Genomic DNA, 25,664 nt, shown 5'->3' on the forward strand with positions numbered 1-25,664 from the left:
GTCCATTTTTTGGAACCTCAGTGGTGGTGCTGGCCCGCCGGCGCGGCCTGTCCATTGGGCGCGACAAGCTGGACGGCCAGGTCGACCTGCATCTTGCGACCATCGCCGAAGAGCAGTGTTACCGGAACTTTTTGCCCCTGGGCTTGCGCGGTCTTCAGGGACAGCAGCATCAGGTGGTAGCCGCCGGGCGCGAAGGCGACCTGGCCGCCGGCGGGGATCGTCACGCCGTTGTCCTGGCGGCGCATGGTCATGATGCCACCGGCCATCGACGACTGGTGGATCTCGACCTTGCCGGCGGCGGGGCTCTCGGCGCTCTTCAGGGTCACCGGGGCCTTGCCGGCGTTGACGAGGGTGAAGAAGCCGACGCCGTTCATGCCGGCCTGGGCCGGACGGCTCCAGGGCTGGCGGACGGTCAGGGCGCCGAGCTTGTAGTCGCCGGCCAAAGTGGGCGTGGAGACTGCGGCGGTGGAGGCGGCGAGGATGGCGGTCAGGGCGATGGCGATCAGGCGCGACATGGGCGCTCCTTCCTTAATGATGGTGGGCGGCGGTCGCCGCATCAACGGGGATGAGAGTCACGGTCGGAGCGGGCCGGTTCAGCTTGGCGTCCGGGGCCTCGGGGCTAGGGACTTCCGTCCACTGGCTCTCGCCCTTCTCGCAGGTCTGGACGACCGGGAAGATCATGCGGTCGCCGCCCTCCTTGGTGTTTGGGGCGGGCAGTTTCATCAGGATGGCGAAGTCGTCGAAGGCCTCGTCGGGCAGGCGGCCTTCGAAGGTGATGGCCGTGGGCGGGCTCTTCGGATCCTCACGCTCGATGCTGTAGGTCCAGCCGGGCTTCACCCGCGGCCGGGCGGAGGCGACGCCGTCGGGGATCTCGATGCGGACCTTCAGGGTCACATCACCGGCCGCGCAGGCATGGCCGACACGGAAGGCGATGGCCGAGTACGAGCCGGCCTTGGCGGCGTCCGGCACGGCCACGACGTGGGCGGCCGCCGGTGTCGCGGCCAGCAGGGCGAGGATGATCAGCGGGGTCTTCATGTCGCTCTCCCTTAGAAGTTGACCGTGACGCCACCGAACACCGACCGGCCATCGCCCGGCCAGAGCGTCGCGGTCGCCGCCGTCCAGGCCACGGCGGCCTGGGTGTTGGACACATAGGCCTTGTCCGTCAGGTTCCGCGCATCGACGAACACCGACACGGCCGGCGTGACCTTCCAGCCGGCGTTCAGGTTCAGGATGGCATAGCCGGGCGCGGTCTTGGTGTTCTTGTAGTCGATCCACTGGTCGCTGGCCGACCATTCCACCGACGGGGCCACGAACCAGCCGCGCGGGTCGTCGTAGCGGACCTCCGAGCGGTAGAAGTTCTTCGGCACGATCGGCAGGCGGTTGTCGCCGAACTGCACGTCGTCGCGGAAGCGGAAGTCCGAATACGTCCAGGTCTGGCGGATCCGCCAACGCGGGGCCACGGCCCAGTCCAGGGCCGCCTCGACGCCCTGGTGCGCGGTCTTGTCGGCGTTGAAGGTCGCGGCCGGGATCGACGAGGTCACCGCATATTGGAGCATCTCGTCCCGGAGCTCGGCGCGGTACAGGGTCAGGTCGTAGGTGAACGGGCCCCGATGGCCGCGCGCCCCGATCTCGCCGGTCCAGGCCTTCTGGGCCTTCACCGGCGCGAAGCCGGTATTGGTCGGCGACATCGAGCTGAAGTTCGGCGGCTCGACCGAGCGGGTCAGGTTGGCGAAGACCTGGTTCCCGGTCTCGTCCCGCCACAGCAGGCCAACGCGCGGCGACACCCAGTCATAGGTCTTGTCGGCCTTGAGGTTGAAGGTCGCCGCCTGGCCCGGGATCGCGAAGCTGGTGTAGTCGCGCTGCGCCTGGCCCCAGGTCGCGCCGGCCACCAGGGCCACACGGTCGGTGACGAACAGCCGGCCCTCGCCGAACAGGTCGATGGCCTTGGCGTTCTGCTGCGTCCGAGACGTCGGGGCCCCACGCGCCCCGCGATTGTTGACGTAGAAGTTGCTGTCCATGTCGCCGGTCCGGTACCAGGCGCCGAAGAAGGCGTCGGCCCGCTTGCCGCCCAGCTCGCCGTCCCAGTCGAAGCGGCCGAAGGCGCCGTAGTTGCGGCTCTGCTGGTCGATGACCTGGAAGATCGGGTGGTCCAGGTCCTTCCACACCGCATAGACCGCGCCTTCGAACACCAGTTGGTCGGAGAGCCGCCAGGTGGTGCGCAGCGAGCCGCGCAGGCCGCGCTGGTTGCGGCCCTGGTCGCCGGCCAGGTTGCCCGCCGCCGACTGATGCGGATCGGCCTGGAATTGGGCCAGGGTCAGGGATCCGGGGATCTCCTGGTTGATGTTCGAGCCATTGACGATGAAGCGGACCTCGCGATCCTGGCCGAACGACCGGCCGATGTTCAACGCGCCGAACTGGATGTTCTGCTGGCTCTGCGAGCGCCAGCCCTGGCCGGTCTGGTTGGTGGCGGCGGCGTAGACGTCCCAGTCCCCGGACTGGCGAGCGATGGCGATGTGCTCGCGCGCCAGGCCGAACGCGCCGCCGTCCAGCCGCACCTGGTTCTGGAAGCCGGCGTCCTTGCCCGTGGGCGTGACCATGTTGATCGCCCCGCCCAGCAGCGCCCCGCCGAAGCGCAGGGCGTTGCCGCCGCGATAGACCTCGGCGTAGCGGGTGTTCAGCGGGTCGGCGACCTGGCTGTCGCCATAGCCGTCGGCCTCGTTCAGCGGCACGCCGTCCTGGGCCAGCAAGAGGCCCCGGTTGTGGTTGGCGTTGCCGATGCCCGAGCCCCGGATCGAGATGCGGATGTCGCCGCCCCACTTGCGTTGGGCGTACACGCCGGGCGCGTCGCGCAGCATGTCGTCCAGGGCCAGGGCCTGGCGGCTGATGTAGCTCTCCCGCGAGATCACCGACACGGCGCCGGGGGTCTCCGACAGCCGGCGCCGGGCGTCGGCGACGACGGGCGGATCCTCGGGATTCGGGCGGGCGGTGACGATGACCGACGAGACCTGATCGGCCTCATTGGCGTGAGCGGTTCGCGTAAGACAGGCAAGGGCGGCGGCGCCCAGCAGGGCGTGGCGGAAGGTCGACATGAACGAAGGCGTCCTGAAAGCGTGACAAGGCGCGCGGCGTCTCAAACGCGGCGCGGCGGCAAGAGGGTCAGGCGTTCAGGAAGAGGGGCGGGCCCTGGCTCGGCGGACGCGGAGGCGCGCGGGCATGGCCGTGCACGCCCAGGACGCGTTCGACCGGCGTCTCTAGGTATTCAGCGTAGCGGACAGGCGCGATGGCCGGGACTGGCGAATCCAGCGTGGCGGCCAGGGTGGGGCCCACGCAGTTGGAGCACTTCAGGCCCATGAAGCCCTTGGCGGGCGCCGTGCGAACCTGGCCGTCCTCGTCGATGATCACGACCTTGGAGCCGTCGGCCGTGCAGATGACCATGGCCGACCCGCTCTCGCGCAGGTCATGGGCCATCGCCGCGGCCGGCGTCAGCCCCATCACGAACACGGCCAGCATCGCCGCGAGCGCGGCGAGCAAGGCTCGAGGATGTCCGGGACGGGCGGTCATGATGGTGGCTGAGTAGGGCGCTGCGGCGACGGGGTCAATGTGGCGGAGTGAGGCGGGCGGGAGCGTGGGTACTTAAGGGAGCTTCTCTAATCGGGTATCGGGTCAAGCGCGTTTGACCTAGCGGCCGGGGCGAGCGGAGCCGCTGCACGCATGCATGGGATCAGGGTCTGGAGAGCGTGGCGCGCACATCGGCGTCGCCGGCGTGGGAGATGCGGCCAGGGTTGTCCTTCTCGCCAGACTGGAAGCGTCTTCGGAGGCGTGATTGCTACAACGCGATGATGCCGCGGCGCAGCGCCGTGGTGACCGCTTGGGTGCGGTCATTGACATCGAGCTTGGAAAAAATGCTGCGGATGTGGGCCTTTACGGTCTCTTCCGACAGGGACAGCCGGTGGGCGATCGTCTTGTTCGCGCCTCCAGCAGCCATGCATTCCAGAACCTGGATCTCGCGGCCGCTGAGCGGCTCCTCGGCGGCATGCACGGCGATCTCCTGCGCGACCTCTGGCAGGATGAAGCGGCGTCCGGCATGGACGAGCCGGATGGTCTCGAGCAGTTCGTGGCGAAGCGAAGACTTCAGCAGATATCCGCTGGCGCCGGCCTTGAGGGCGCGGACGGCCTGAACGTCGCCCTGATAGGTCGTCAGGACGACGATGCGGGCGTCCGAGGCGATCTCGCGAATGGCGGCGATGGCCTCCAGGCCGCTCATGACCGGCATCTGGAGATCCATCAGGGTCACGTCCGGCCGCAACCGCCGAAAGGCGTCGACGGCCTGCAGGCCGTTCTCGCACTCGCCGACGATGACCATGTCTTCCTGCGGTCCGACCAGAGCCGCGATCCCCTCGCGCAGGACGGCGTGATCATCGACGGAAAGAACGCGGATCAGACGCGCCGTCATTGAGATCTTCCGCGCCAGACGCCGAGATTTCTCAGCCAATCCCATCCGTGAGCCGCTTCTACATAGGCCGAACGGGCCGGGACCCGGACCTCGATCTCCGTCCCGGCCTTCGGGCGGGTGGCGATCGTCAGTCGTCCTCCGGCGCGCTCGGCGCGCTCGCGCATGCCCTTGAGGCCGAAGTGGCCCTCGCGTTCGCCCACATCCCGCACCGCCGCCGGCAACCCAACGCCGTCATCGGCGATCGACAGCGTCAGGTGGCGGCGGGTGAAGGTCAGGCGCACCGAGATGCGTGAGGCTTGGGCGTGAGCGATCGCGTTGCGGATCGCCTCTTGCGTGATCCGCGGCAGCTCCTCGCTCACCAGCGGAACGACCGCCTTGGCGCCGCCTTCGATGACGAGTTCGATGGGGGGCGCGACGCCGTCGTTGAAACCGCCGACGAGGTCGACGAGCGCCTCGGCCAGATCCGCGCGCGCGGCCTGGCTCCTCAGGTCGCGGACCCGGGAGCGTCCTTCGGCCAGGACGCCGTCGGCGCGATCCAGGGCCTGGTCGATGTCCGCTCGGAGCGGGTCGTCGCCGGACAGCCGGTTCGATACCGCCTGGAAGCGCAGCATCAGGCCCTGGAAGCCCTGCAGTAGCGTGTCGTGCAGTTCCCGCGCGATCCGCTCGCGTTCGGCGGTCCGAACCTGGAAGCGCGCCTCGAACCCGGCGGCGACCTGGCGGACGCGCAGGCTGTAGAGCGCCCAGGCCAGGACCATCAGCGTAGCGGCGACGAGCAGCTTGAACCAGATCGACTGCAGGAAGGTCGGTGGGATCGTCACCGCCATCGTCGCGCCAGCGCGATTCCAGACCCCGTCCTCGTTGGCCGCGATGACTTGGAAACGATAGATCCCCGGCGCCAGGTTCGTATAGAAGGCCTGCCGGCGCGAGCCTGGATCCACCCATTGCCGATCGTGGCCTTCCAGCCGATACAGAACCTTCACCCGCTTGGGCTGGGTCAGGTTGATCGCCGCGAAGCCGATGGTGATGTCCGAGGATCCGGCCTTCAGGCGTATCGTCGCCGGATCCTTGATCGTGATCGCCTCGCTGGTCAGCGAGGTGATCGCGACGCCGGGCGGGACCGGATTGGAGGGCAGGTGAGCGGGGTCGATCCAGGCGATCCCGTCGATCGTGGCCAGCCACAGACGGCCGTCGCCGCCGCGGGTCATGGTCCGATAGCTCTGGGCGTTGGGGCCGTTCGGGAGCCCATCCTCGTAGCTGAAGGCGCGCTCGGGGATCACGAAGGCGGGCTCGGCGAAGGCCTTCTCCAGATCTGCGGTCCTGACTCGCGAAAGCCCGCCCGCGCCGAACAGCCAGGTGTCGCCTTCGGGTGTCTGGGCCAGTCCGGTCACGTTGCGCAGGGCCTTGGCCTGGGTCTGCGCCATGCGCGCCGGGCCGCTCGTCACCAACGCGGCGCCGTCCCGGCCCGACAGGAAGATGCCCCGCGAGGTGGCGAGCGCGGCGCGGATCGCGCCGGTCGTCTTCAAGATCGCGCCGAGCGACCGCGCTTCGGCCAACCGCCCTTCGAGCCGGGTCAGGGTCGAAGGATCGGTCATCGTCCAGAGCTGACCCTGGGGATCCTTCACCAGCAAGGCCGGGTCGGAGGTCGCCGAAAGGTCCTTGGCCGAAACCGAACGCCAGCTCGCGCCGTCACGCCAGTACAGGCCGTTGGTGGAGGCGGGCAACCAGAACCGCCCGGTGGAATCGGGTCCGCAATCGTAGAAGCTGGTCTCGCTGGGAGGGGCGGGGAACTGGGTCCGTGTGTCGCCGCGGACCCGGATGATCCGATCCAGGGACGCGACCCAGATCGATTGGTCCCGATCCTCGCAGATCGCCTTCGGGTCGGTGATCGCCAAGAGCCGCACCGGCGGCTTGCCCGGATCGACCCGGTAGAGCGCGTCGCTCTGGGCGATATAGACGGCCCCGGAAGAGGCGGTGAGCAACTGGTCGCCGTACCGGGCGGTCGCGGTCAGCTCGGGTTCGACGACGATGCTGGGCGTGCTGAAGTGGTCGATGCCGCGCGGGCCGCCATACCACAGGGTTCCGCGTCGATCGACATACAGTAGGGATGGTCGTGGCGAGGACATCAGGGATCGACCGCCTCGTTCGTAGACGGGGTCGCTCTGGCCGGTGCGCTCCGCCTGGACCAGACCCGCGACCCGCCCGAAATCCCGACCCTTGGTCCAGAGGTTACCGTCCTTGTCGAACGCCACCCCGATCCAGGCCGGGTCGTCGCTTTTCCAGCGAAATGGCCTGGAGGCTGGAGCCGGCCAGCGTCCGCCCGGTCCGGTGAGCCGCGCCCCACTGTCTGGGCGAACGACCCAGACGCTTCCGGCGGGATCGATGGCCAGCGCCCCGCCGCCGCCCATGGGCGCCTCGACGCGCTCGAACTTCACGCCGTTCGGCGCCCGACGCAGCACCGACTTGTTGTAGCCGATCCAGAAGGCCCCGTCGGCGGACTCCAGAGTGTAGAACAACATCTGGCGTTCGGGGTTTGGCGAGACCCTGTCCCAGCGCCCGTTCTGGTACCGCATGAACGGCTGGCCGATCTGCGCGATCCCGACCCATAGCGCGCCGTCCCGGGTCAGGGTGAAGGTGATGACTTCGCCCGAATATTTCGGCGCCTCGACGAACTGGAGATGGCCCTGGCGGAACAGGCCGAGCCATCCTTTCGAGTACCAGACCCAGACTGTCCCATCGCGGCCGATCTGGAGTTTCCGAGGCTGGCCGTATTTGTCGCGGTCGATGCCCGTGTCCATGGGCTCGAACGAGAGGCCGTCGAACCGGAAAAGCCCTTCGCGGCTAGCGATCCAGAGCATGCCGTTCGCCGTCTCGGCCATGGCGTGCGGCACGGAGGGCGCGCCGTCGTCCCGCGTCCACACCTCGTGCTTTAACTGGCCCATGGACAGCGCGTAGGGCTGGGCGGCGACCTCGCGGACACCCGCGATCCACAGCAGCGCCGCCAGCGACGCTCGCCAAAGCCGAACAGGTCCAGACGCCATTCCCACCCCCGTGGTCGCTTCACTGATGAAACACTGTTCCGTGAGGGGTTGGAAGGCATCCCCGATCAGGGGATCGCACAATCGCTAGATCGGGTGTTCCGCGCGGCGAGCCGAGGGTTCAAGACCTCCCGAATGAGGATCACGGCTCCGGTCTACCCTGGCGGATTGCTTGGCGCGGGTCTGGCGGTGCTGCGGTTGTCGCTGGCCTGGGCCGCCCTGACCTTCGATCCTATCCCGAAACTTGGCGGGCCTGGTCCGTGGCTGACGGCGGTTCTCTGCGTGTCTCTGGCGCTGGGCGCTGGCGCGCGCTGGAGCGCGCTCGTCTGCGCCTTGGCGCTGATCACCTTGGGTCCGCCCATGTCGTTTCCGCGAGACCTCGCGCTGCTGGGTGGCATGGTCGCGTTGGTTCTGGCGGGGCCTGGAGCCTACGCCGTCGATGCGCGGATCTGGGGGCGGGTCCGCGTGCGGTCGCGATCCTCACGCTAGCCGCCAGGCTCCTGTTCGAGCGATCGCCCGATACCCCATCGGAGATTTCCATCTCTCGCCGTCACGACATCATGGCTGGGCGGTCGGGGAGAACAGGCATGCGCCGGTCCCGCGGCAAGCGAGACAAGGAGCGACCTGTGATGCGTCTGCTTTCCGCCAATCGGCTGATGCTCGTCATGATGCTTTCCGCCGGAGCCAGCGCCGTCGGACCGGCGATCCCGGCCGTCGCCGCGCCGAGCGACAAGCCGGGCACGATCGTCCTCGTCCACGGCGCCTTCGTCGATGGTTCGGGCTGGGCCGACGTTTATCGGATCCTGCGACGGGACGGCTATAAGGTCGTCATCGTCCAGAATCCCACCACCTCACTGGCCGACGACGTGGCGGCGACCCGGCGCGCGATCGCGGCCGCCGAGGGGAGGGTGGTTCTGGTCGGCCACTCGTATGGGGGCGTGGTCATCACCGAAGCCGGCTCGGATCCCAAGGTCTCGGCCCTGGTCTATGTCGCCGCCTTCGCGCCCGACCAGGGGGAGTCCGTCGCCTCGATCGTCGCCGGCGCGCCGCCTGGCGCGCCAGCCCCGCCGATCCTGCCGCCGGTCGACGGCCTGCTGCTGCTGGACCGCGCCAAGTTCTCGGCGGCCTTCGCCGCCGACGTGAAGCCGGAGGTCGCGCGCTTCATGGCGGACTCCCAGCAGCCGTGGGGCGCGCAGGCCCTGGAGGGCAAGGTCACCACCCCGGCCTGGCGGGTCAAGCCCAGCTGGTACCTGATCGCCAAGGACGACAACATGATCCCACCACCGGCTCAGCGGATGATGGCCAAGCGGGCCGGCGCGACCGTGCGCGACGTCGCCGCCAGTCATGCCGTCTATGTTTCCCAGCCCGGCGTGGTGGCCTCCCTGATCGAGGAAGCGGTGACCCGGTCGGCGGACAGGGCGGTCCAGTGAGCGCCGTCCCGCACGATCTGTGAATTTAGTTCCAAGGTTCTGGGATCAGCGCCCGGCTACTGGGCGCACGGCCCGGGGAATATTCCAGACGTCGAGCCGGGCGGCGCGCCCGACACGACATCAGATGGAAAGCTAAGACCATGACGATCAAGGATATCCTGCCCGGCAAGCTCGGCTTCGGCGCGGCGCCGCTCGGCAACATGTTTCGTGACATTCCAGAGGCCGAGGCCCTGGCGACCGTCGAAGCGGCCTGGGACGACGGCATCCGCTATTTCGACAACGCCCCGTTCTACGGCGCGGGCCTGGCGGAGATCCGCATGGGCCGGGCGCTGGCCGACAAGCCGCGCGACCAGTACGTGATCAGCACCAAGGTCGGCCGGGTGATCCTGGACGAGGTCGAGGACGTCAGCGCCCGCGACCTCGGCGAAAAGGGCGACGTCTTCAAATACGGCCGCCCGAACAAGATCGTGAACGACTATTCCGAGGACGCGACCTACCGCTCGATCGAAGACAGCCTCAAGCGCCTGAAGACCGACCACATCGACATCGCCTTCGTCCACGACGTGGCTCAGGACTTCTATGGCGACGAGTGGCTGAGCATGTTCGAGAGCGCCCGCAAGGGAGCTTTCAAGGCCCTGGATCGGATGCGAGACGAAGGCGTGATCAAGGCCTGGGGCCTTGGCGTCAATCGCGTCGAGCCGATCGAGCTGCTGCTGGATCTTGAGGAGCCTCGCCCCGACGCCTTCCTGCTGGCCGGCCGCTATACGCTGCTGGACCATGACCGCGCCCTGCAACGCGTGACCACCAAGGTCGCCAAGCACGGGCTGGGGATCGTGGTCGGCGGGCCCTACAGCTCCGGCGCCCTGGTCGGCGGCCCCAACTTCGAATACGCCCCGGCGACCCCGGCCATTCTGGACAAGGTCGCCCGGATCAAGGCCATCGCCGACCGCCACGGCGTCAGCATGAAGGCCGCCGGCCTGCGGTTCGCCCTGGCCAATCCGGCCGTGGCCGCCGTCATTCCCGGCGCCAGCCGCCCTGGCCGGATCGCCGAGGATCGCGCCGCCCTGAACGAAGCCATCCCGGCCGACTTCTGGCGAGAGCTGCGCGCGGCGGGCCTGGTCAATCCGGCGGCTCCGCTGCCCGGCGCGGCCTAGCCCGACCCCTTCCACTCAAACCGTCGCTTAACGGCCGAGGCTCGCTTCGGCCGGAGGGCCTCCGCACGCCTAAGCATCCCCACGAAAAGGAGAAAGATCATGCGTAACTCGAAAACCCCCGGCGCGGTCGATCCCGGCCGTCGCGACATCCTTCGCACCGCCGGCGTGGCCCTGGCCGCCGCCGCCGGAACGGCGATGGCCGCGCCCGTCGCCGCACGGAGCCTGTCCGCGGCCGCCCGCGACAGCGGTCCGCTGGGGGCGCGGCTGCAAGGCGTTCAGCACTTCGGCCTGACCGTCCAGAACATGGAGCGGGCCTATGAGTTCTATACCGAGGTGTTGGGCGGCACGGAGGTGTTCCGCCACGGCGACTTCCAGGGCGACACCGTCCACAACACGCTGCTTGCGGACCAGGACATCCAGGCCAACGCGCTGGGCGTCAATCCGCGCACCATCGGTGTTCCGGATCTGCGGGGCGGCGCCCAGCGGCTGGACGTTCGTTTCATTCAGTTCGACAACGTGGTGATCGAGCTTCTGCAATACCGCGACGCCGACCAGCCGATGGGCGGACCGCGCGCTTTCGCCGAGCCGGTGCGGCACATGAGCCCCGCGTTCCCGCGGATGATGCACATCTGCTTCTATGTTCGCGACGACGTCGACTTCAACAAGTTCATCACCGACCTGGAAGCCGAGTCCGCCCGCCGCGGCATGACCCAGGTGCGGGCCAACCGCATCATCCGCGTCAACACCGAGGCCGAGCGCCGCGCCGCGCCCCAGAACGCCAACACCAACAAGGTGACCGTGGCCCCGTCCGACGGCTGGGAGCTGATCTACTGCAAGGGCCCGGAAGGCGAGCAGCTGGAGTTCGTCAAGGCTCTGGGCCCGGTCAAGCAGCGCTTCGCCACCACCCTGGCCGCCCGCCAGCGCGCCACGCGCTGAAGTCATTCATTCAGAGGAGACACCACGATGCGTAAGACCATCACCGCCCTGTTGGCGCTGACCGCCCTGACGGCCGCCGGCGCGCTCTCGACGCCGGCCATGGCCCGCGAGCCGACCGGCGTCCGCTACAACCAGATCCCCGCGGGCGCCTATTCGATTGTCGCCCGGGTGCAGGCCAAGCCCGGCCAGGAAGCGGCTCTTCGCGCGGCGACCTTGCCGCTGGTGGAGCTGGTCCGGGGCGATCCCAAGAACCTTGTCTATTTCCTGCAGGAGGATCGGGCCAAACCGGGCCATTTCATCTTCTACGAGGTCTTCGCGACCGTGGAGGATTTCGAGGCGCACAACGCCATGCCCTATGTGAAGGACTGGTTCGCCAAGCTCCCGACGCTCGCCGAGGGCGGGGTGCAGGTGATGCGGATGGAAGTCCTGGGGCACGGGCGTCGGTGAGGCCTCGCGCGGCCGGGGCCAGCTCCCCCACGCTCCGGCCGCCCCTTTTCACCCCTCGGCGAGGAAGCGCTGCATACGAGGCGCGGTGAAGTCCAGGAACGCCCGGACCCGCGCCGGCAGGAACTGGGCGCCGCGAAACAGCATGTGGATCTCGTCGGTCTCGCCGATGTCGCTATCTGGCAGAAGCTCGATCAACTCGCCGCGCGCGATCGGGCCGCGCAGATGGTAGTCGGCGATCCGCGCGATCCCCACGCCCGCCATGGCCATGCGCCTTAAGGTCTCGCCATTGTTGGCCAGCAGGTTCCCGCTCAGCATCCGCTCGACGATCCGCCCGCCTTCGCGCATCGGCCAGACCGGATTGGCGCGGCGGAAATTGAATCCCAAGCAGTTGTGGCCGGCCAAGTCCCCCGGCGTCAGCGGCGTGCCGTGCTTGGCCAGATAGGCGGGGGAGGCGACGATGCGCCGGCGGGTCTCGCCCAGTTTGCGGGCCATCAGGTTGGAATCCCGCAGTTTGCCGACCCGGATGGCGATGTCGGTGCGCTCCAGATAGAGGTCGACCACATCGTCCGACAACGACAGGTCGATCACGATCTTGGGGTAGGTCGCCAGGAACTCGGGCAGGATCGGTTCCAGCGCCGAGACGCCGAAGGTCACCGACGAGGTGACGCGAATGACGCCTTCGGCCTCGGCGCCGCCCTGGGCGATCTGTTGTTCGGTCTCGTCAAGCTGACCCAGCAGCGCTTGGCTCCGCTCGTAGTAGAATTGGCCTTCGCGGGTCAGGGCCAGGCGCCGGGTCGACCGCTCGATTAGCCTCACGCCTAGGCGCGCTTCCAGTCGGGCGATCAGCTTCGATACTGTCGATGGCGTCATCAGCAGCAACCGAGCGGCCTCGGAAAAGCTGCCCGCCTCGACCACCCGCACAAACACCATCATCTCGCCCGCGCGGTTGTCCATACGTTGCCCGTAACCTCGTTCTGAAAATCAAAGCCAAGCTAACCTGCCGTGACGGCCAAGTCGTGTTGCCCGAGATTTTGCTGTTCGGAGCGTATGTCGAGGTCAAGCGTCAGCCTGCGAACGTCCTCTTCCCGAAGGCGACGGGCGGAGCAAGCCGCCGGCCTCGCTGAATCGTCCAGCAACACAGACCGCAATGGCGTGCGCCGCTAACGAAACGCGTGACGATGGTCGCTTGATCATTTCACCGCGCGCATCGTAGCGGGCGCGCGTCTCTAGCGCGCGAGGGCGTCTAAAGTCTGAGGGGCGTCGGCGTCGGGGCTGTTGAACACCAGAGTTCGGGTCACGCCCAGGCGACGGATATTCACCTGATTGACCTCGTCGCCGTAGATATCGGCGAACATGGCGGCTCGCACCTCGACGGTGGCGCGAACGTCAGCGGGAGCGACCTTGCCGACATACTCCAAGCGGACCTCGTCGGCGGCCAGCGTCATGTCCTTCAAGGTCAGGTTCACGGCGTCACCGTTCACGCCGACGCTGAAGGTCCGAAGCATGTAGGTCTTCAAGGCGTCGATGGCGTCAGGATCGTCGAGGCTGGCCTGGGCGTCCGGTGCGATCTGGGCCAGGGCCGGTTCGGCGTCGTGCGCCGGGATCCGATGGCTGACTTTCACCCCGCCCGTCCGGGCGTCGATCTCCACGACGCTCAGGACGCCGTGGCCGCGATGCGCGGCCGCCGGGAGCGGGGCGAGCACGAGGCCCGCCGTCGCGAGCAGGACGGCCGCGCGCGCGATCACTTTGGCGCTTCGTCCTTTTTGGCGTCGTCCTTTTTGGGCTCCTCCGAGCTCAGGACGCCCAGGCCGCCCGGCTCCACCTTCAGGTTGGCGTCCTTCATGCGGTTGGCCGTTTCCGGCGGCTTCTGGATCTTCAACGTCGTGGGCGTAATGGCGCCGCCATAGACGTTGTTGCCCCGGTCGGCGTCGGCGGTCTCCCATAGGGGGTCGAGCTCGGCGCCCTTCAGGTCCTTGGTCGAGACGTACTGCCAAGTGACCTGCTTGGCGTTCTTGCGCCAGATCTCGGCCGGGATACGGACGGTCTCGGTGCTGCCGTCGGCGAAGTCCATCTTCAGGATCACGGGCATCACCAGGCCGCCGATGTTGCGGAAGGTGAAGCGGTAGAAGTTGTCCTTCAGGTCCTGGGCGGCGCGCTCTTCGGGCGTCAGGTCCTCGCGTGCGGTCTTGGCCTTCTTGCGGCTGCTGTCGAACACCGAGAACTGATCGGTCTCGTTGTAGAAGTCGCGGATCTTGGGATCGCGATCCACAACCGTGGGACCGGTGTTGTTGGCGGCGGTGCGCGATTCCGGCTCCTTGGCGTCCAGGGCCTTGCGGGCGCCGGCCTCGACGTCCGGGTCACCGCTGTCGAGGCGCGCCTTGACGACCTTATCCAGCGAAATGTCGACGTGGTCGGTCGAGTAGAACCAGCCGCGCCAGAACCAGTCCAGGTCGATGCCCGACGACTCTTCCATCGTGCGGAAGAAGTCGTACGGCGTCGGGTGCTTGAAGCGCCAGCGGGTCGAATACTCCTTGAACGCGCGGTCGAAGAGCGCTCTGCCCATGATCGTCTCGCGCAGGATCACCAGGGCGGTGGCAGGCTTGGAATAGCCATTGGGGCCAAACTGGATGACCGAGTCGGACTGGGTCATCAGCGGCACCTGGTCCTGGCTGACCATGTACTCGACGATGTCCTTGGGTTCGCCACGACGCGACGGGAACTTCTTGTCCCACTGAACCTCGGCCTGGAACTCGAGGAAGCTGTTGAGGCCCTCGTCCATCCACGTCCACTGGCGCTCGTCGGAATTGACGATCATCGGGAAGTAGTTGTGGCCGACCTCGTGGATCACCACGCCAATCAGGCCGTATTTGGCGCGTTCGGTGTAGGTGAGGGCGCCGGTCTTCTTATCCTTCAGCGGCCGGGGGCCGTTGAAGCTGATCATCGGATACTCCATCCCCCCGACCGGACCGTTGACCGACTGAGCCACCGGATAGGGATAGGCGAACGTGAAGTCCGAATAGACCTTCAGGGTGTGGGCGATCGATTTGGTCGAATAGGCGTCCCACAGAGGCCGCGCTTCCTTGGGGAAGAACGACATGGCCATAACCACCGGATGGGCGGCGTCGCCCTCCTGTTTCACGCCGAGGGCGTCCCAGACGAACTTGCGCGAGCTGGCCCAGCCGAAGTCACGCACGTTGCTGGCCTGGAAGACCCAGGTCTTCTCGCTCGTGGCCTTGCCCTTCTCGGCGGCGAGCGCCTCCTCGGGCGTGACGACATAGACCGGTTCGCTGGCGGTGCGGGCCTTGGCCAGGCGCTCGCGCTGAGCGGCGCTCAGCACGGCGGCCGGGTTCTGCAGCACCCCGGTGGCCGAGACCACGTGGTCCGACGGCACGGTCAGGGCGACGCGATAGTCGCCGAACTCCAGGGTGAACTCGCCGGCCCCGAGGAAAGCCTTGTTGTGCCAGCCTTCATAGTCCGAATAGACGGCCAGACGCGGGAACCACTGGGCGCCCTCGTAGATGCAGTTGCCGTCCTCGCCCTTGCCGGTGAAGCACTCGTAGCCGCTGCGGCCGCCGACGACCTTGTTCTCGATCATCGGCAGGGTCCACTCGATGGTGAACTTGGTCTCGCCGCCGTTGGCGCGCACAGCCGCCGGCAGATCGACGCGCAGAAGGGTGTCGACAACGGTGAACTTCAGCGGACGGCCCGAGGCGTCCTTCACCGCCTTGATGGTGAAGCCGCCTTCCCATTCCTTGAAGCGTTGGATGCGGCGCACCTGGCCCAGGCTGATGCTGTCGCCCGACACCGTTTCCGTCAGCTTGCTGATCGAGTCGCGCTTGGAGTCCTGCTCCAGCAGCAGCCACAGATAGGGCAGGCTGTCGGGCGAGTTGTTGCGATAGGTGATCGTCTCGCGGCCGGTGAGCAGCTTGCTGTCTTCGTCCAAGCGCACGGCGACGTCATAGTCGACCTTCTGCTGCCAGTAGCGATAGCCCGGCGCGCCCGAAGCGTTGCGGTAGTCGGTGGGCGTGGGCCAGTCCTCGCCTTCAAGCTGCCGGAACTTGTCTTCGAACGGCGCCTTGGTCTGTTTGATGGCGTCGGCGTGAGCAACGGGAACGGCGAGCGCGGCCGCGAGGACGCCGGCCACGGCGTAACGGATAGAACGCTTGGACAACTGTGAGAGCCCCTCAGAACGCGGACGGAAGCCGCATTGGGACCTTGGCGAGGCGGGGCGAGGAAATCATCCCTTTTTCGCGGCGAGGATCAGAAATCGATCTTCATGCCCACGCGAACGGCGCGTGGCTCCACGGGGTGGAAATGGATGTCCTCGACGCCCTCCGCCGGCTCGCCAGGCAGGCGCGAGACGTAGGAATAGGCGATGTCGTCCTTCCGGCTGTTGGTCAGATTCAGTATTTCGACCATCAGGCTGGCGCGGCCGAAGTCCTGAGCGAAAAGAGCATTGACCAAGCTGGTCGGCCGTGAGCGTACGGAATTATCCTCGGCCAGCGGCGCGGCGCCAAGGCGACGCCAGGTCAGGGACAAAGTCGCGGCATCGGCGATCGTCCAGCTGGCTCCAGCGCTGAGCACCGAGCGCACGGCGTTGGGAATGCGGTCGCCCTCGCCCGCATCGTCGGTGAAGCGGGCGTGGGTGGCGGCGTAAGACGCCGTCAGGTTTAGGTCGGCGGTCGGCCGCCAGTCGGCCAGCAACTCGACGCCAGCCCGCTTGGTCGCGCCGCTGGCCTCGGTAAAGCCGGCGTCGCCGACATAGACCAGCTCGGACTCGACATGCAGCGCCCAGGCCGCGGCGGTCAGGGTCAGGCTGTCGCGCTTCCAGCGCAGGCCCAGTTCCGCGCCGTCCGACGGCGATAGCAACGGGGCGCGTTCGGCCTGATCGCCGGTGACCGGATCGACAGCGATCACCGCGCCGCGGGCGTCGTTCGAATGGAAGCCGCCGCCTGCGTCGGCATAGAGTTCGAATGCCTTCGAGATGCGCCAAGCCAGGGCCAGCTTCGGGCTGATCAGCAGGTCGCTGAGCTCTCCGCTATTGCGCGGATCGCCGGCCCTCACATCCGCGCCCATGGCGTCGGCGCGGAGACCCAAGGTGGCGTCCAGCTTGCCGAAGGTCTTGGAGGCTTCGCCCCACAGCGCCGTCGACCATTCGGTCAGGGCGTCCTGTCGGATGGTCTGGCGGCGCACTCGGCCAGTGGTGCGATAGAGCCCGACCTTGCCGATATCGTCGACGCGGGCCGAGACGCCGGCGCGCGCGCTCCAGCCGTTTGCCAGCGTCCAGCGTTTGGTCAGCGCGCCGCCATAGATCCAGCGCTGGTCGGCCTGCTCGAACTGGTCCCCATTGACCGGATCGTCGAGGAAGTAGGTGAAGTTGGAGAACAGATCGAGCTCGTAGCGTTGGACGTAGACGACCGTGTCCAAGCCGCGCAGCAGATCACGCCGACGCGCCGAGAGGATGTAGCGCGACGTCTCGCCGCCGTCGGACGTGTCGACGGCGTCCAGGCGGTCCAGCGTTCCGTTCTCGACCGCACGGCGGGGGATCTGATCGGTGGCGTTCCAATCGGCGTTGTAGATCAGGGCGGTGATCGACCATCCGCCGACGACGGCCCGGCCCAGAAGATTGGCCTTCCGCAGGTCCTCGGGCGAGCTCCAGGGCCCACGCGCGCTGGACAGGTCGGCGGCGACCAGAACGTTCTGGCTCAGGGCCTTGGATCCGACCGCGCGATAGTACTCATTCTCTCCGACCCAAGCCTGCAGGTTATCACCATGAAGATGGTCGACGGTTTCGAACGCCACCGCGCCGGCCGTGGCGAAGTCACCGTTCTCGGCTGAGTAGGGCCCCTTCTTGAAGCCGATGTCGTGGACGAATTCCGGCGTCAGGATGTTGAGGTCCAGATAGCCCTGGCCGTGGCCATGCGACGGCAGGTTCAGCGGCACGCCGTCCAGCGAGGCAGCCAGGTCCGTACCGTGATCCAGGTTGAAGCCGCGCAGGAAGTACTGGTTGGCCTTGCCCGCTCCGGAGTGCTGGGTCGCCGCCAGGCCGGGCACCGCCTCGATCAGTTCTCCCGGTCGCAGCAGCGGCCGCACGGCGAAGTCGGCATAGGCGATGCGGCCCTCGCTTGCGGACGTGGCCCGGCCCAGGTCGTTGGCGCGTCGGCCCCAGACCGAAATCGCCTCGACCTCTTGGGCGTGGGACGCGACGGGCGAACACGCGGCGAGCAGCACAAGTCCGATAAGTTGGCGTCGGCCCATGACGCCTCATAGGGGCTCGATCCCGGCATGCCAAGCAGCCTAGTGATCGTCGCCAAGGTGCTCAACGAGGGCGAGGGCCGAATCCGAGCCCGCTCATTCACGTTGGCGCACGACGCTTTCGCGGCGTTGAACTTGCGCCGTCACGTCTCAAACCTAGAAGGTCACGTTTCTGGAGCAGGCCTAGAGTCCGCAATGGCGCTTGGCGGTCCCCTACTTCTTGGCGTCCTTCACCGCGTCCTTCAGATCCCCTTGCTTCACGTTCCCCGCGACCTTGTCCTTCTTGCCTTCGGCCTTGAGGTCCTTGTCGCCGACCAGCGTGCCGACGCCGGACTCGACCTTGCCGACGGTTTCCTGCTTGCGGCCGGCTTCCTTGTCGCAGGCGGCGAGGCCGGTCAGGGCGAGGGCGAGGGTGAAGGGCAGGAGAAGGCGCGTCATGTGAAGGCTCCGGTGGGGCGCCGTGAGGCGCTTCTGAACCTTCACAACGCGGAGGGCGGCGATCGCGATCCGGAACGACCTTGGTCGATCGGGACCCGGGGCCTATTTCGCCGGTTCGCTCTCCGCGCCCAGCCAGGCCTTGCGGAAGGCCAGCTGCGCCTCGGTCGGCTTGAGCTCGGCCTTCTCGAAACGGACGATCTCCAGGGTCGGGTCGGCGGCGACCTTCAGCGGGGCCTCGCGGACCTGGCCGCGCTGGACGAACTTCACGGTCGTGGCCTCGTCGGGCTTGAGGCGGTCGAGGGCGTCGGTCCAGTCGGCCTCGTTGGCGAACTGGAAACGGCCGATGCCGACGATGCGGTCGCCGACCTCGAGCCCGGCGGCGTAGAGCGGGCTGTTCGGGACCGGCGGCTGGTCCAGGATCAGTTCGGCGCCGCTGACCTTCACGCGCGACGCGCCCAGCCAGGCCCTCTTGGGGGACTTCGCACGCAGCTTCAGGCCGGCCTGCTCCAGCAGCGGGGCGAAGTCGGGCAGGGCCGAGCCCTCGATGCTGGCCTTGAAGAAGGCGTCGGCGAACTTGGCGTCGCCGGTCGTCTGGGCCAGGGCGGCGCGGATGTCGGCGGGCTTGTAGGGCTTTTCCGGCGCGCCGTGGCTCTTCCACATCCGCTTCATGAAGTCGTCGAGCGACAGCGGCTTTTCGCGCCCCCGCAGCTGCAGGTCCAGGGCCAGGCCGATGATCGCGCCGTACGGATAGTACGAGGTGAAGATGTTGGGATTGGTCGGGTCCAGCGCGGCGGCGGCGTCGACGAACGGCGCGCGCAGGCTCATCTCCCGCGGCGAGCCGTAGAGGCGCCCCGGACCGGTGACGACGCCGTTCAGCGTGCCCGACAGGCCGGTGAGGAACTCGTCGGTGGTCGACTGGCCGGCGCGGCGGATCAGCAGCGGGCCGTAGTACTGGGTGAAGCCCTCGGCCAGCCACAGCGACGGGGTCGGGTTGGCCTTGGTGAAGTCGAACGGCTCCAGCTCGGCCGGACGGATGCGCTCGACGTTCCAGGCGTGGAAGAACTCGTGGCTGGCCGTGCCCAGCTGGGCGAAGTTGGCGCGGAACAGCGAGCGCGGCTGGCTGATGAAGGTCGAGTTGCGGTGCTCCATGCCGTCGCCGGTGATCTGCGGCATGTAGTCGGCGATGAAGGTGTAGGTCCCGTGGTCGAACTTCGGCAGCTCGCCGAACACCTTGATGTGCTCGGGGACGATGGCCTTCAGCTTCTCGGCGAACTTGTCGGCGTCGGCCTCCGTGCCGGGGTGATGCAGGGCCAGGCGGAACGTATAGGTCTTGCCCGCGTCGGTGACCGGCCACTCGCGCAGGGTGAAGGCCGACAGCTCGGTCGGGCTGTCCATGAAGTACTGCAGGTTCGGGGCCCAGAAGGCGTCGGCCTGGCCCGTCACGGCCGGCAGCTGGGTGGCGACCTTCCAGCTGGGATCGGCGCGCTTGAAGCTCACCCGGATCGGCTTGTCGTCATAGCCGTCGGCCCACAGGAAGGTGGCGGGCATGTTGAGGTGGGCGTGGCTGGCGTCGACCTGGGAATAGGTGCCGTCGCCGCGGTCGGCGTACAGGGTGTAGGTCACCTTCACGGCGCCGTCGTGGCCGGTGACCGTCCAGCCGTAGGGATCGGTGCGCTCGACGGTCAGCGGCTTGCCGGCCCCATCGACGGCGGTGACCTTGTAGACGTTCTTGGCGAATTCGTGGATCGCGTAGCGGCCGGGCGACGAGCGCGACATCCGCAGGTGCAAGGGCCCCTTGGGCGCGCCGCGATAGGTCGCCGTGACCTGGGCCTCGTGGTGGGCGGCGTTCTCGAACGAGACCTCGTACTGGACGGGCGCGTTGGGGCCGGGATCAGCCGGCATTGCAGCCACTGGGGCCGTGGTGGCGAACAGGGCCAGGCCCGACAGGCCGAACAGAACTTTACGCATGCGCTCCCCCAGAAAACGAAGGGGGCACCATGGCCAAGCCCGGCGACGCTCGCAAGACGGGGAGTGGGTTAGGACCTATTGGCGGGCTTGCGGCGGCGCGGCACGCGGACGACCGCCTCGCCATCCATGATCGGCTCGTCGCCGACCAGGCCTTCGCAGCGCAGGGTGACACGGGCGCTCTCGGGATCGATGGCCGCGACCGTGACGCGGGCGGTGACGACGTCGCCGATCCGCACCGGCTTGTGGAACGCCAGGGTCTGCGACAGGTAGATCGCCCCGGCCCCGGGCAGGATCGTCCCGACCACGGCCGAGCCGAACGAGGCCGACAGCAGGCCATGGGCGATGCGCCCGCGATAGGCGGTCTTGCTGGCGAAGGCCTCGTCCATGTGGACGGGGTTGAAGTCGTCCGAGGCCTCGGCGAACAGGCCGATGCGCTCTTCGGTGACGGTGACGTGCTTCTCGGCCACCATCCCGACGGACAGTTCTTCCAGGATGTAGCCGCCGGAGGGGTGACGTTCGATCATCCGGGGCGGTTACCGCTCATGGAAGGGCGTGACCAGTAAAATCCGCATTCGGTGCTTCCCAATGCCGTTTCCCCGGCGAAAGCCGGGGAGACGGATCCCAGCTAGTGATGCGCCGAACTGGCCGCCGGTTTCTTCCTCGGCGCCCGCGACAGCATGCCCTTGGCGATCTCCTCCTCGCCGATCAGGGCGTGGGTGGCGCCCATCTGCTTGAGCAGCAGGACGTCGGCGTCGGTATAGGCGCGGGCGACGATCTCGCACTGCGGATTGGCGGCGCGGGCCTGCTCGATGATGCGGGCCGCCTCGAACGGATTGGGCACGGCGACGAACAGGTGGGTGGCCTTGTCCAGGCCGGCCTTGAGCAGCACCTCGGGCTTGACGGCGTTGCCGCCAATCGTCTCGAAGCCGGCCTTGCGCAGTTCCTCGGCGCGCTCGGGGTCGTCCTCGATCACCACCAGCGGGGTCTTGCCCTTCAGGCCCTCGGCCACGGCCTTGCCGACCCGGCCGTAGCCGATCAGCAGGGCGTGGGGCTTGGCGGCGGCGGGGATCGGCGGCTCGCCCGAGGCCACGCGCTCCTTGGCGATCATCCCGGGCAGGATGCGGTCCAGCCAGGCGAACAGCAGCGGGTTGACCAGGATCGACAGGATGGCGCCGGCCAGGACGAGGTCGCGGCCGTTGTCGGGCAAGAGCTTCAGCGAGACGCCCAGGCCCGCCAGGATGAACGAGAACTCGCCGATCTGGGCCAGGCTGACCGAGATGGTCAGGGCCGTGCTCATCGGGCGGCGGAAGGCCAGGACGATGACCAGGGCGGCGATCGACTTGCCCACCACGATGATCGCCAGGGTGGCCAGCACCGCCAGCGGCTCGCGCAACAGGACGCTGGGGTCGAACAGCATGCCGATCGAGACGAAGAACAGCACCGCGAAGGCGTCGCGCAGCGGCAGGGTTTCGTTGGCCGCCTGTTGCGACAGTTCGCTCTCGGCCATGATCATGCCGGCGAAGAAGGCCCCCAGGGCGAACGACACGCCGAACAGCGCGGCCGAACCAAAGGCCACGCCGAGGGCGATGGCCAGCACGGCCAGGCGGAACAGCTCGCGCGAGCCGGTGTGGGCGATGCGGTGCAGGATCCACGGGATCACCCGGCGGCCGACGATCAGCATGAAGGCCACGAAGGCCACGACCTTGCCGATGGTGACGGCGAAGGCCATGCCTACGCCGTCGCTGCCCTGATGGGTCGGCGCCTCGCCGCCCAGCACGCCCGACAGGGCCGGCAGCAGTACGAGGGCCAGCACCATGGCCAGGTCCTCGACGATCAGCCAGCCGACCGCGATCTTGCCGCGTCCGGTCTCGATCAGCCGTCGCTCCTGAAGCGCGCGCAGCAGCACCACGGTCGAAGCGACCGACAGGGCCAGGCCGAACACCACGCCCGCGCCGACGCTCCAGCCCAGCGCGACCGCCAGGCCCAGGCCCATCACCGTCGCCGCCCCGATCTGCACGATCGCGCCTGGAATGGCGATGTTCTTCACCGCCATCAGATCCTTCAGCGAGAAGTGCAGGCCGACGCCGAACATCAGCAGGATCACGCCGATCTCGGCCAGTTGCGGGGCCAGTTCCTGGTCGGCGACATAGCCGGGCGTGAACGGCCCGACGACGACGCCCGCCAGCAGGTAGCCGACCAGCACCGGCAACTTCAGCCGGTTGGCGATGGCGCCGAAGACGAAGGCGAGACCCAGGCCCGCGACGATGGTGGCGATCAGCGAGGTGTGGTGCAAAGGCTCTCCTTGACGATCAGCTTTTTCGGGCGTACTCAACCAATATGGGCGACTAAGCCTGGGTGCGCCAGATGCCACACGCAAAAATTCTCCTCCCGGCCCAGTGCCGGGCCGCCCGAGGACTGATCAATTGGTCCCAGGGGGAGCTCGCCGACAAGGCGGGCGTGTCGCGCAGCACGGTCAAGGACTTCGAGACCGAGCGCCACGCCTTGCACCATAGCACCGAACGCCTCCTGATCGACGCGATCGAGGCGGGGGGAGTGTCGCTGATCGTGGCGGACGAGGCGGGGCCCGGTGTGCGTTTGAAGCGACCGGTCTAGAAGCAAAAGGAGAGCGCGTGGCGCACGAGGTTTCACCAGAGAGCTACAAGGACCTGGTCCTGTTCCTGGCGACCGCCGGCATTGTCGCGCCGCTGTTCAAGCGGCTGAGGATCAATCCGATCCTTGGCTATCTGCTGGCCGGGGTGATCCTTGGACCCTTTGGTCTAGGCCGGTTCATCCCCTATGCTCCGTGGCTGGACTACGTCACCGTCGACAATCCCGATGAAATCGCCCAGCTGGCCGAGTTCGGGGTCGTGTTCCTGCTGTTCATGATCGGGCTGGAGCTGTCGTGGGAGCGCCTGCGGCTGATGCGCAAATGGGTGTTCGGCCTGGGCGCGGTGCAGGTCATCGGCTGCTCGCTGGCCCTGGGCGCCGGCGCCATGCTGCTGGGCCAGGATCCCGTGGCCGCCCTGACCATCGGCGCGGCCCTGACCCTGTCCTCGACCGCCATCGCCGTGCCGGTGCTGGCCGAGCGCCGCCGCCTGCACTCGGAGGCCGGCCGCGCCACCTTCTCGGTGCTGCTGTTCCAGGACCTGGCCGTCGCCCCCATCCTGATTACCCTGGCCATTCTGGGCCGCGGCAATGGCACGTTCCAGTTGAAGGACCTGCTGGCCCTGGCGCCGGCCGCGATCGGCCTGGGCGCGATCGTGCTGGTCGGGCGCCTGGCCCTGCGGCCGATGCTGAAATCCGTCGCCAAGGCCAAGAGCGAAGAGATGTTCATGGCCGCCTGCCTGCTGGTGATCATCGGCGCGGGCATGGTCAGCGCTCTGTCGGGCCTGTCGATGGCGCTGGGCGCCTTCGTGGCCGGCGTCCTGCTCGCCGAGACCGAGTATCGCCACGAGGTCGAGGTCAAGATCGAGCCGTTCAAGGGCCTGCTGCTTTCCTTGTTCTTCGTGTCGCTGGGCATCCGCCTGGACCTTTCTCTGCTGGTGGCGCAACCGGCCGCGATCCTGGCCACGGCGGCGGGCCTGCTGGTGCTGAAGACGGCGGTGGTGTTCGGCAGCGGCCTGGTCATGGGCCTGAACAAGCGCGCGGCGATCGAGGCGGCCCTGATCCTGGCGGCCGGCGGCGAGTTCGCCTTCGTGCTGCTGGACAACGCCATCGGGGCCGGGGTGGTCTCGCCCGGCGTCGGTCAGGCGGTGCTGGTCTCGGCGACCCTGACCATGTTCCTGATCCCGGGCCTGGCGGCGCTGGGCGGCTATCTGGGTCGCAAGAGCGCGCCGCTGCCGATCAGCGAAGCCCCGCCGTCCACGGACCGGGAGCCGGACCGCGTCGGCCCCGAGCCGGCCGGCCAGGTGTTGGTCGTCGGCTATGGTCGCGTGGGCAAGTTGGTCGGCGACATGCTGGGCCGCCACGACCTGCCTTGGATCGCCGTCGACCGCGACGCCCGCCTGGTCGAGCAGGACCGCCGCGACGGCTCGCGCATCTACTACGGCGACGCTTCGCGGCTGGAGCTGCTGGAGCGCTGCGGCTTGGCCACGGCCAAAGCGGTGGTCGTGACCATGGACGCCTTCGAGGTGGCTGAAGCCGTGGTCGCCGCTGCGCGCGGGGCCCGGCCGGACGTGCCGATCGTGGTCCGCGCCCGCGACGCCCGCCATGCCGCGCGCCTCTACGAACTGGGCGCCACCGACGCCGTGCCCGAGACCATCGAGGCCTCGCTGCAGCTGTCCGAGGCCGTGCTGGTCGATATCGGCGTGCCGATGGGCCTGGTCATCGCCTCGATCCACGAGCGCCGCGACGAGTATCGGAAGGTGCTGAACCGTCCAGACGCGCTGGGAGGAAGACGCCGCCGGCTGCGCGACGCCACCCTGCGCTAGACTTTCCCGCGCTGGACAGGGGCGCTTCGAAGGACGCCCGGAACCGCCAGTTGCGCCTGACGCGCCTTCGCGTGATTGAATGGGCCCCAGGCATTAAGGGAGCCGCGATCATGATCACCCTATACGGCGAAGGTCGGGGCTTTCGGGTCGCCTGGCTGCTGGAGGAGATGGGGCTGCCGTATCGGCTGCGGCCGGTGGACATGCTGGCCGGGGTCGAGAACGACACCGAGTTCATGGCCATCAACCCCGCCGGCTTCATTCCCGCGATCCGGGACGGCGACATCGTCATGGTCGAGTCGATCGCGATCATGGAATATCTGATGGCGCGTTATGGGCCGACGCCCATGGCGCCCGATCCCCAGGACCCGGCCTTCCCGAACTACCAGCAGTTCCTGCATCTGGGCGAGGCGGGCCTGGCGATGCCGATGTTCATTCCGGTGGTCAGCCGCATCCTCGCGCCCGAGGACGAGAAGGACAATTGGGGCGCCCGCAAGGGTCTCGCGATGTTCAAGGGCCGTCTGCGCCTGGTGAACCGGCAGCTGGCCAGCGCGCCCTACATGGCCGGCGAAGCCTTCACTGCGGCCGATATCTCCGTGACCTACGCCCTGCAGTTCGCCAAGCGCGCCGGCGGCTACGAACTCAATGAAGCCGAGCGCGCCTATGTGGACCGCGCCACGGCGCGCGAGGGGTATAGGCGGGCGATGGACGTGTGCGCGGCGACCAAGGCCTGGGCCGAGTCCCACGGCGAGGGCGGCTGATGAGCCACCGCATCTACAGCACCAGCTTCGCCAGCGTTTACCCGCTCTACGTGACCAAGGCCGAGCGCAAGGGCCGGACCAAGGCCGAGGTCGACGAGATCATCCTGTGGCTGACCGGCTTCAGCCAGCGGGAGCTCGAGGCCGAGATCGCGGCGAAGACCGACTTCGAGACCTTTTTCGCCAAGGCCCGGCTGAACCCCGCCCGCGCCGAGATCAAGGGGCTGGTCTGCGGCGTGCGCGTGGAAGAGGTGGCCGAGCCGCTGATGCGCGAGATCCGCTACCTGGACAAGCTGATCGACGAGCTGGCCAAGGGCAAGGCGATGGCCAAGATCCTGCGCCCCGCGCCTTAAGACCGAGCGC

Annotated in this window: 23 protein-coding genes; 9 read left to right on the plus strand and 14 right to left on the minus strand. The window is 67.9% G+C overall.

Annotation, left to right across the window (positions count from 1 at the left end; all coding sequences use genetic code 11):
- Positions 1–17: 17 nt before the first annotated feature.
- The 6 genes from ACW173_RS09435 to ACW173_RS09460 all read right to left on the minus strand — a co-directional run bounded on the left by ACW173_RS09435 (position 18) and on the right by ACW173_RS09460 (position 7,491).
- Complete coding sequence (locus ACW173_RS09435) at positions 18–515, minus strand: copper chaperone PCu(A)C (protein WP_492084847.1); 498 nt, start codon at positions 513–515, stop codon at positions 18–20.
- Between the two features lie 13 nt (positions 516–528).
- Positions 529–1,035 (minus strand): YcnI family protein, encoded by a 507-nt coding sequence (locus ACW173_RS09440; RefSeq protein ID WP_492084849.1) that lies wholly within the window; start codon positions 1,033–1,035, stop codon positions 529–531.
- A gap of 11 nt (positions 1,036–1,046) precedes the next feature.
- The gene (locus ACW173_RS09445) at positions 1,047–3,089 is read right to left on the minus strand and encodes a TonB-dependent receptor family protein (protein WP_492084851.1); all 2,043 of its coding nucleotides are present in this window, start codon (positions 3,087–3,089) and stop codon (positions 1,047–1,049) included.
- A 67-nt stretch (positions 3,090–3,156) separates the two neighbouring features.
- A complete protein-coding gene (locus ACW173_RS09450) occupies positions 3,157–3,531 on the minus strand; it encodes a DUF2946 family protein (RefSeq protein WP_492084853.1) in 375 nt (124 codons plus the stop codon).
- Positions 3,532–3,826: 295 nt separating this feature from the next.
- On the minus strand, positions 3,827–4,453 hold the full coding sequence (locus ACW173_RS09455) for a response regulator (RefSeq protein ID WP_492084854.1): 627 nt from the start codon (positions 4,451–4,453) through the stop codon (positions 3,827–3,829).
- Positions 4,450–7,491 carry a sensor histidine kinase gene (locus tag ACW173_RS09460; protein WP_492084856.1) on the minus strand — a complete coding sequence of 1,014 codons (3,042 nt, stop codon included), beginning with the start codon at positions 7,489–7,491 and terminating at the stop codon, positions 4,450–4,452. Before ACW173_RS09460 ends, ACW173_RS09455 begins: the two co-directional genes overlap by 4 nt.
- A 132-nt stretch (positions 7,492–7,623) precedes the next feature.
- Here ACW173_RS09460 and ACW173_RS09465 point away from each other — a divergent pair, with 132 nt between their 5' ends.
- The 5 genes from ACW173_RS09465 (at position 7,624) to ACW173_RS09485 (ending at position 11,455) form a co-directional block, all read left to right on the plus strand.
- A complete protein-coding gene (locus ACW173_RS09465) occupies positions 7,624–7,977 on the plus strand; it encodes a hypothetical protein (RefSeq protein WP_492084858.1) in 354 nt (117 codons plus the stop codon).
- Positions 7,978–8,117: 140 nt separating this feature from the next.
- Positions 8,118–8,918: an alpha/beta fold hydrolase gene (locus tag ACW173_RS09470; RefSeq protein ID WP_492084859.1), complete on the plus strand. Its 801-nt coding sequence runs from the start codon at positions 8,118–8,120 to the stop codon at positions 8,916–8,918.
- Between the two features lie 140 nt (positions 8,919–9,058).
- Positions 9,059–10,072 carry an aldo/keto reductase gene (locus ACW173_RS09475; protein ID WP_492084861.1) on the plus strand — a complete coding sequence of 338 codons (1,014 nt, stop codon included), beginning with the start codon at positions 9,059–9,061 and terminating at the stop codon, positions 10,070–10,072.
- A 99-nt stretch (positions 10,073–10,171) separates the two neighbouring features.
- Positions 10,172–11,008 carry a VOC family protein gene (locus ACW173_RS09480; protein ID WP_492084863.1) on the plus strand — a complete coding sequence of 279 codons (837 nt, stop codon included), beginning with the start codon at positions 10,172–10,174 and terminating at the stop codon, positions 11,006–11,008.
- Between the two features lie 27 nt (positions 11,009–11,035).
- Positions 11,036–11,455 (plus strand): putative quinol monooxygenase, encoded by a 420-nt coding sequence (locus tag ACW173_RS09485; protein WP_492084865.1) that lies wholly within the window; start codon positions 11,036–11,038, stop codon positions 11,453–11,455.
- 48 nt (positions 11,456–11,503) lie between these two features.
- Here ACW173_RS09485 and ACW173_RS09490 read toward each other — a convergent pair whose 3' ends face one another.
- The 8 genes from ACW173_RS09490 to ybaL form a co-directional block, all read right to left on the minus strand.
- A complete protein-coding gene (locus ACW173_RS09490) occupies positions 11,504–12,409 on the minus strand; it encodes a LysR family transcriptional regulator (protein WP_492084867.1) in 906 nt (301 codons plus the stop codon).
- Positions 12,410–12,681: 272 nt separating this feature from the next.
- The gene (locus ACW173_RS09495; protein ID WP_492084869.1) at positions 12,682–13,200 is read right to left on the minus strand and encodes a DUF6702 family protein; all 519 of its coding nucleotides are present in this window, start codon (positions 13,198–13,200) and stop codon (positions 12,682–12,684) included.
- On the minus strand, positions 13,197–15,626 hold the full coding sequence (locus tag ACW173_RS09500; RefSeq protein WP_492084870.1) for a M1 family metallopeptidase: 2,430 nt from the start codon (positions 15,624–15,626) through the stop codon (positions 13,197–13,199). The genes ACW173_RS09495 and ACW173_RS09500 overlap by 4 nt, the downstream gene beginning before the upstream one ends.
- A gap of 89 nt (positions 15,627–15,715) precedes the next feature.
- Complete coding sequence (locus ACW173_RS09505; protein ID WP_492084872.1) at positions 15,716–17,713, minus strand: TonB-dependent receptor; 1,998 nt, start codon at positions 17,711–17,713, stop codon at positions 15,716–15,718.
- Positions 17,714–17,923: 210 nt separating this feature from the next.
- On the minus strand, positions 17,924–18,148 hold the full coding sequence (locus ACW173_RS09510; RefSeq protein WP_492084873.1) for a CsbD family protein: 225 nt from the start codon (positions 18,146–18,148) through the stop codon (positions 17,924–17,926).
- A gap of 102 nt (positions 18,149–18,250) precedes the next feature.
- Positions 18,251–20,116 carry a M61 family metallopeptidase gene (locus ACW173_RS09515; RefSeq protein WP_492084875.1) on the minus strand — a complete coding sequence of 622 codons (1,866 nt, stop codon included), beginning with the start codon at positions 20,114–20,116 and terminating at the stop codon, positions 18,251–18,253.
- Between the two features lie 68 nt (positions 20,117–20,184).
- Complete coding sequence (locus ACW173_RS09520) at positions 20,185–20,640, minus strand: MaoC family dehydratase (protein ID WP_492084876.1); 456 nt, start codon at positions 20,638–20,640, stop codon at positions 20,185–20,187.
- 101 nt (positions 20,641–20,741) lie between these two features.
- Positions 20,742–22,409 (minus strand): YbaL family putative K(+) efflux transporter, encoded by a 1,668-nt coding sequence (gene ybaL, locus ACW173_RS09525; protein WP_492084877.1) that lies wholly within the window; start codon positions 22,407–22,409, stop codon positions 20,742–20,744.
- A gap of 71 nt (positions 22,410–22,480) precedes the next feature.
- On the opposite strand from ybaL, the gene ACW173_RS09530 reads away from it, so the two are divergent.
- The 4 genes from ACW173_RS09530 to ACW173_RS09545 all read left to right on the plus strand — a co-directional run bounded on the left by ACW173_RS09530 (position 22,481) and on the right by ACW173_RS09545 (position 25,654).
- Positions 22,481–22,729, plus strand: coding sequence for a helix-turn-helix domain-containing protein (locus ACW173_RS09530; protein ID WP_291872164.1), 249 nt, complete (start codon positions 22,481–22,483; stop codon positions 22,727–22,729).
- A 17-nt stretch (positions 22,730–22,746) separates the two neighbouring features.
- Positions 22,747–24,546 (plus strand): cation:proton antiporter domain-containing protein, encoded by a 1,800-nt coding sequence (locus tag ACW173_RS09535; protein WP_492084880.1) that lies wholly within the window; start codon positions 22,747–22,749, stop codon positions 24,544–24,546.
- Between the two features lie 110 nt (positions 24,547–24,656).
- Positions 24,657–25,304: a glutathione S-transferase family protein gene (locus ACW173_RS09540; RefSeq protein ID WP_492084881.1), complete on the plus strand. Its 648-nt coding sequence runs from the start codon at positions 24,657–24,659 to the stop codon at positions 25,302–25,304.
- Positions 25,304–25,654 carry a DUF2200 domain-containing protein gene (locus tag ACW173_RS09545; protein ID WP_492084883.1) on the plus strand — a complete coding sequence of 117 codons (351 nt, stop codon included), beginning with the start codon at positions 25,304–25,306 and terminating at the stop codon, positions 25,652–25,654. The genes ACW173_RS09540 and ACW173_RS09545 overlap by 1 nt, the downstream gene beginning before the upstream one ends.
- The last annotated feature ends 10 nt before the right edge of the window (positions 25,655–25,664 follow it).

It is taken from the genome of Caulobacter sp. ALps2, assembly GCF_058681635.1.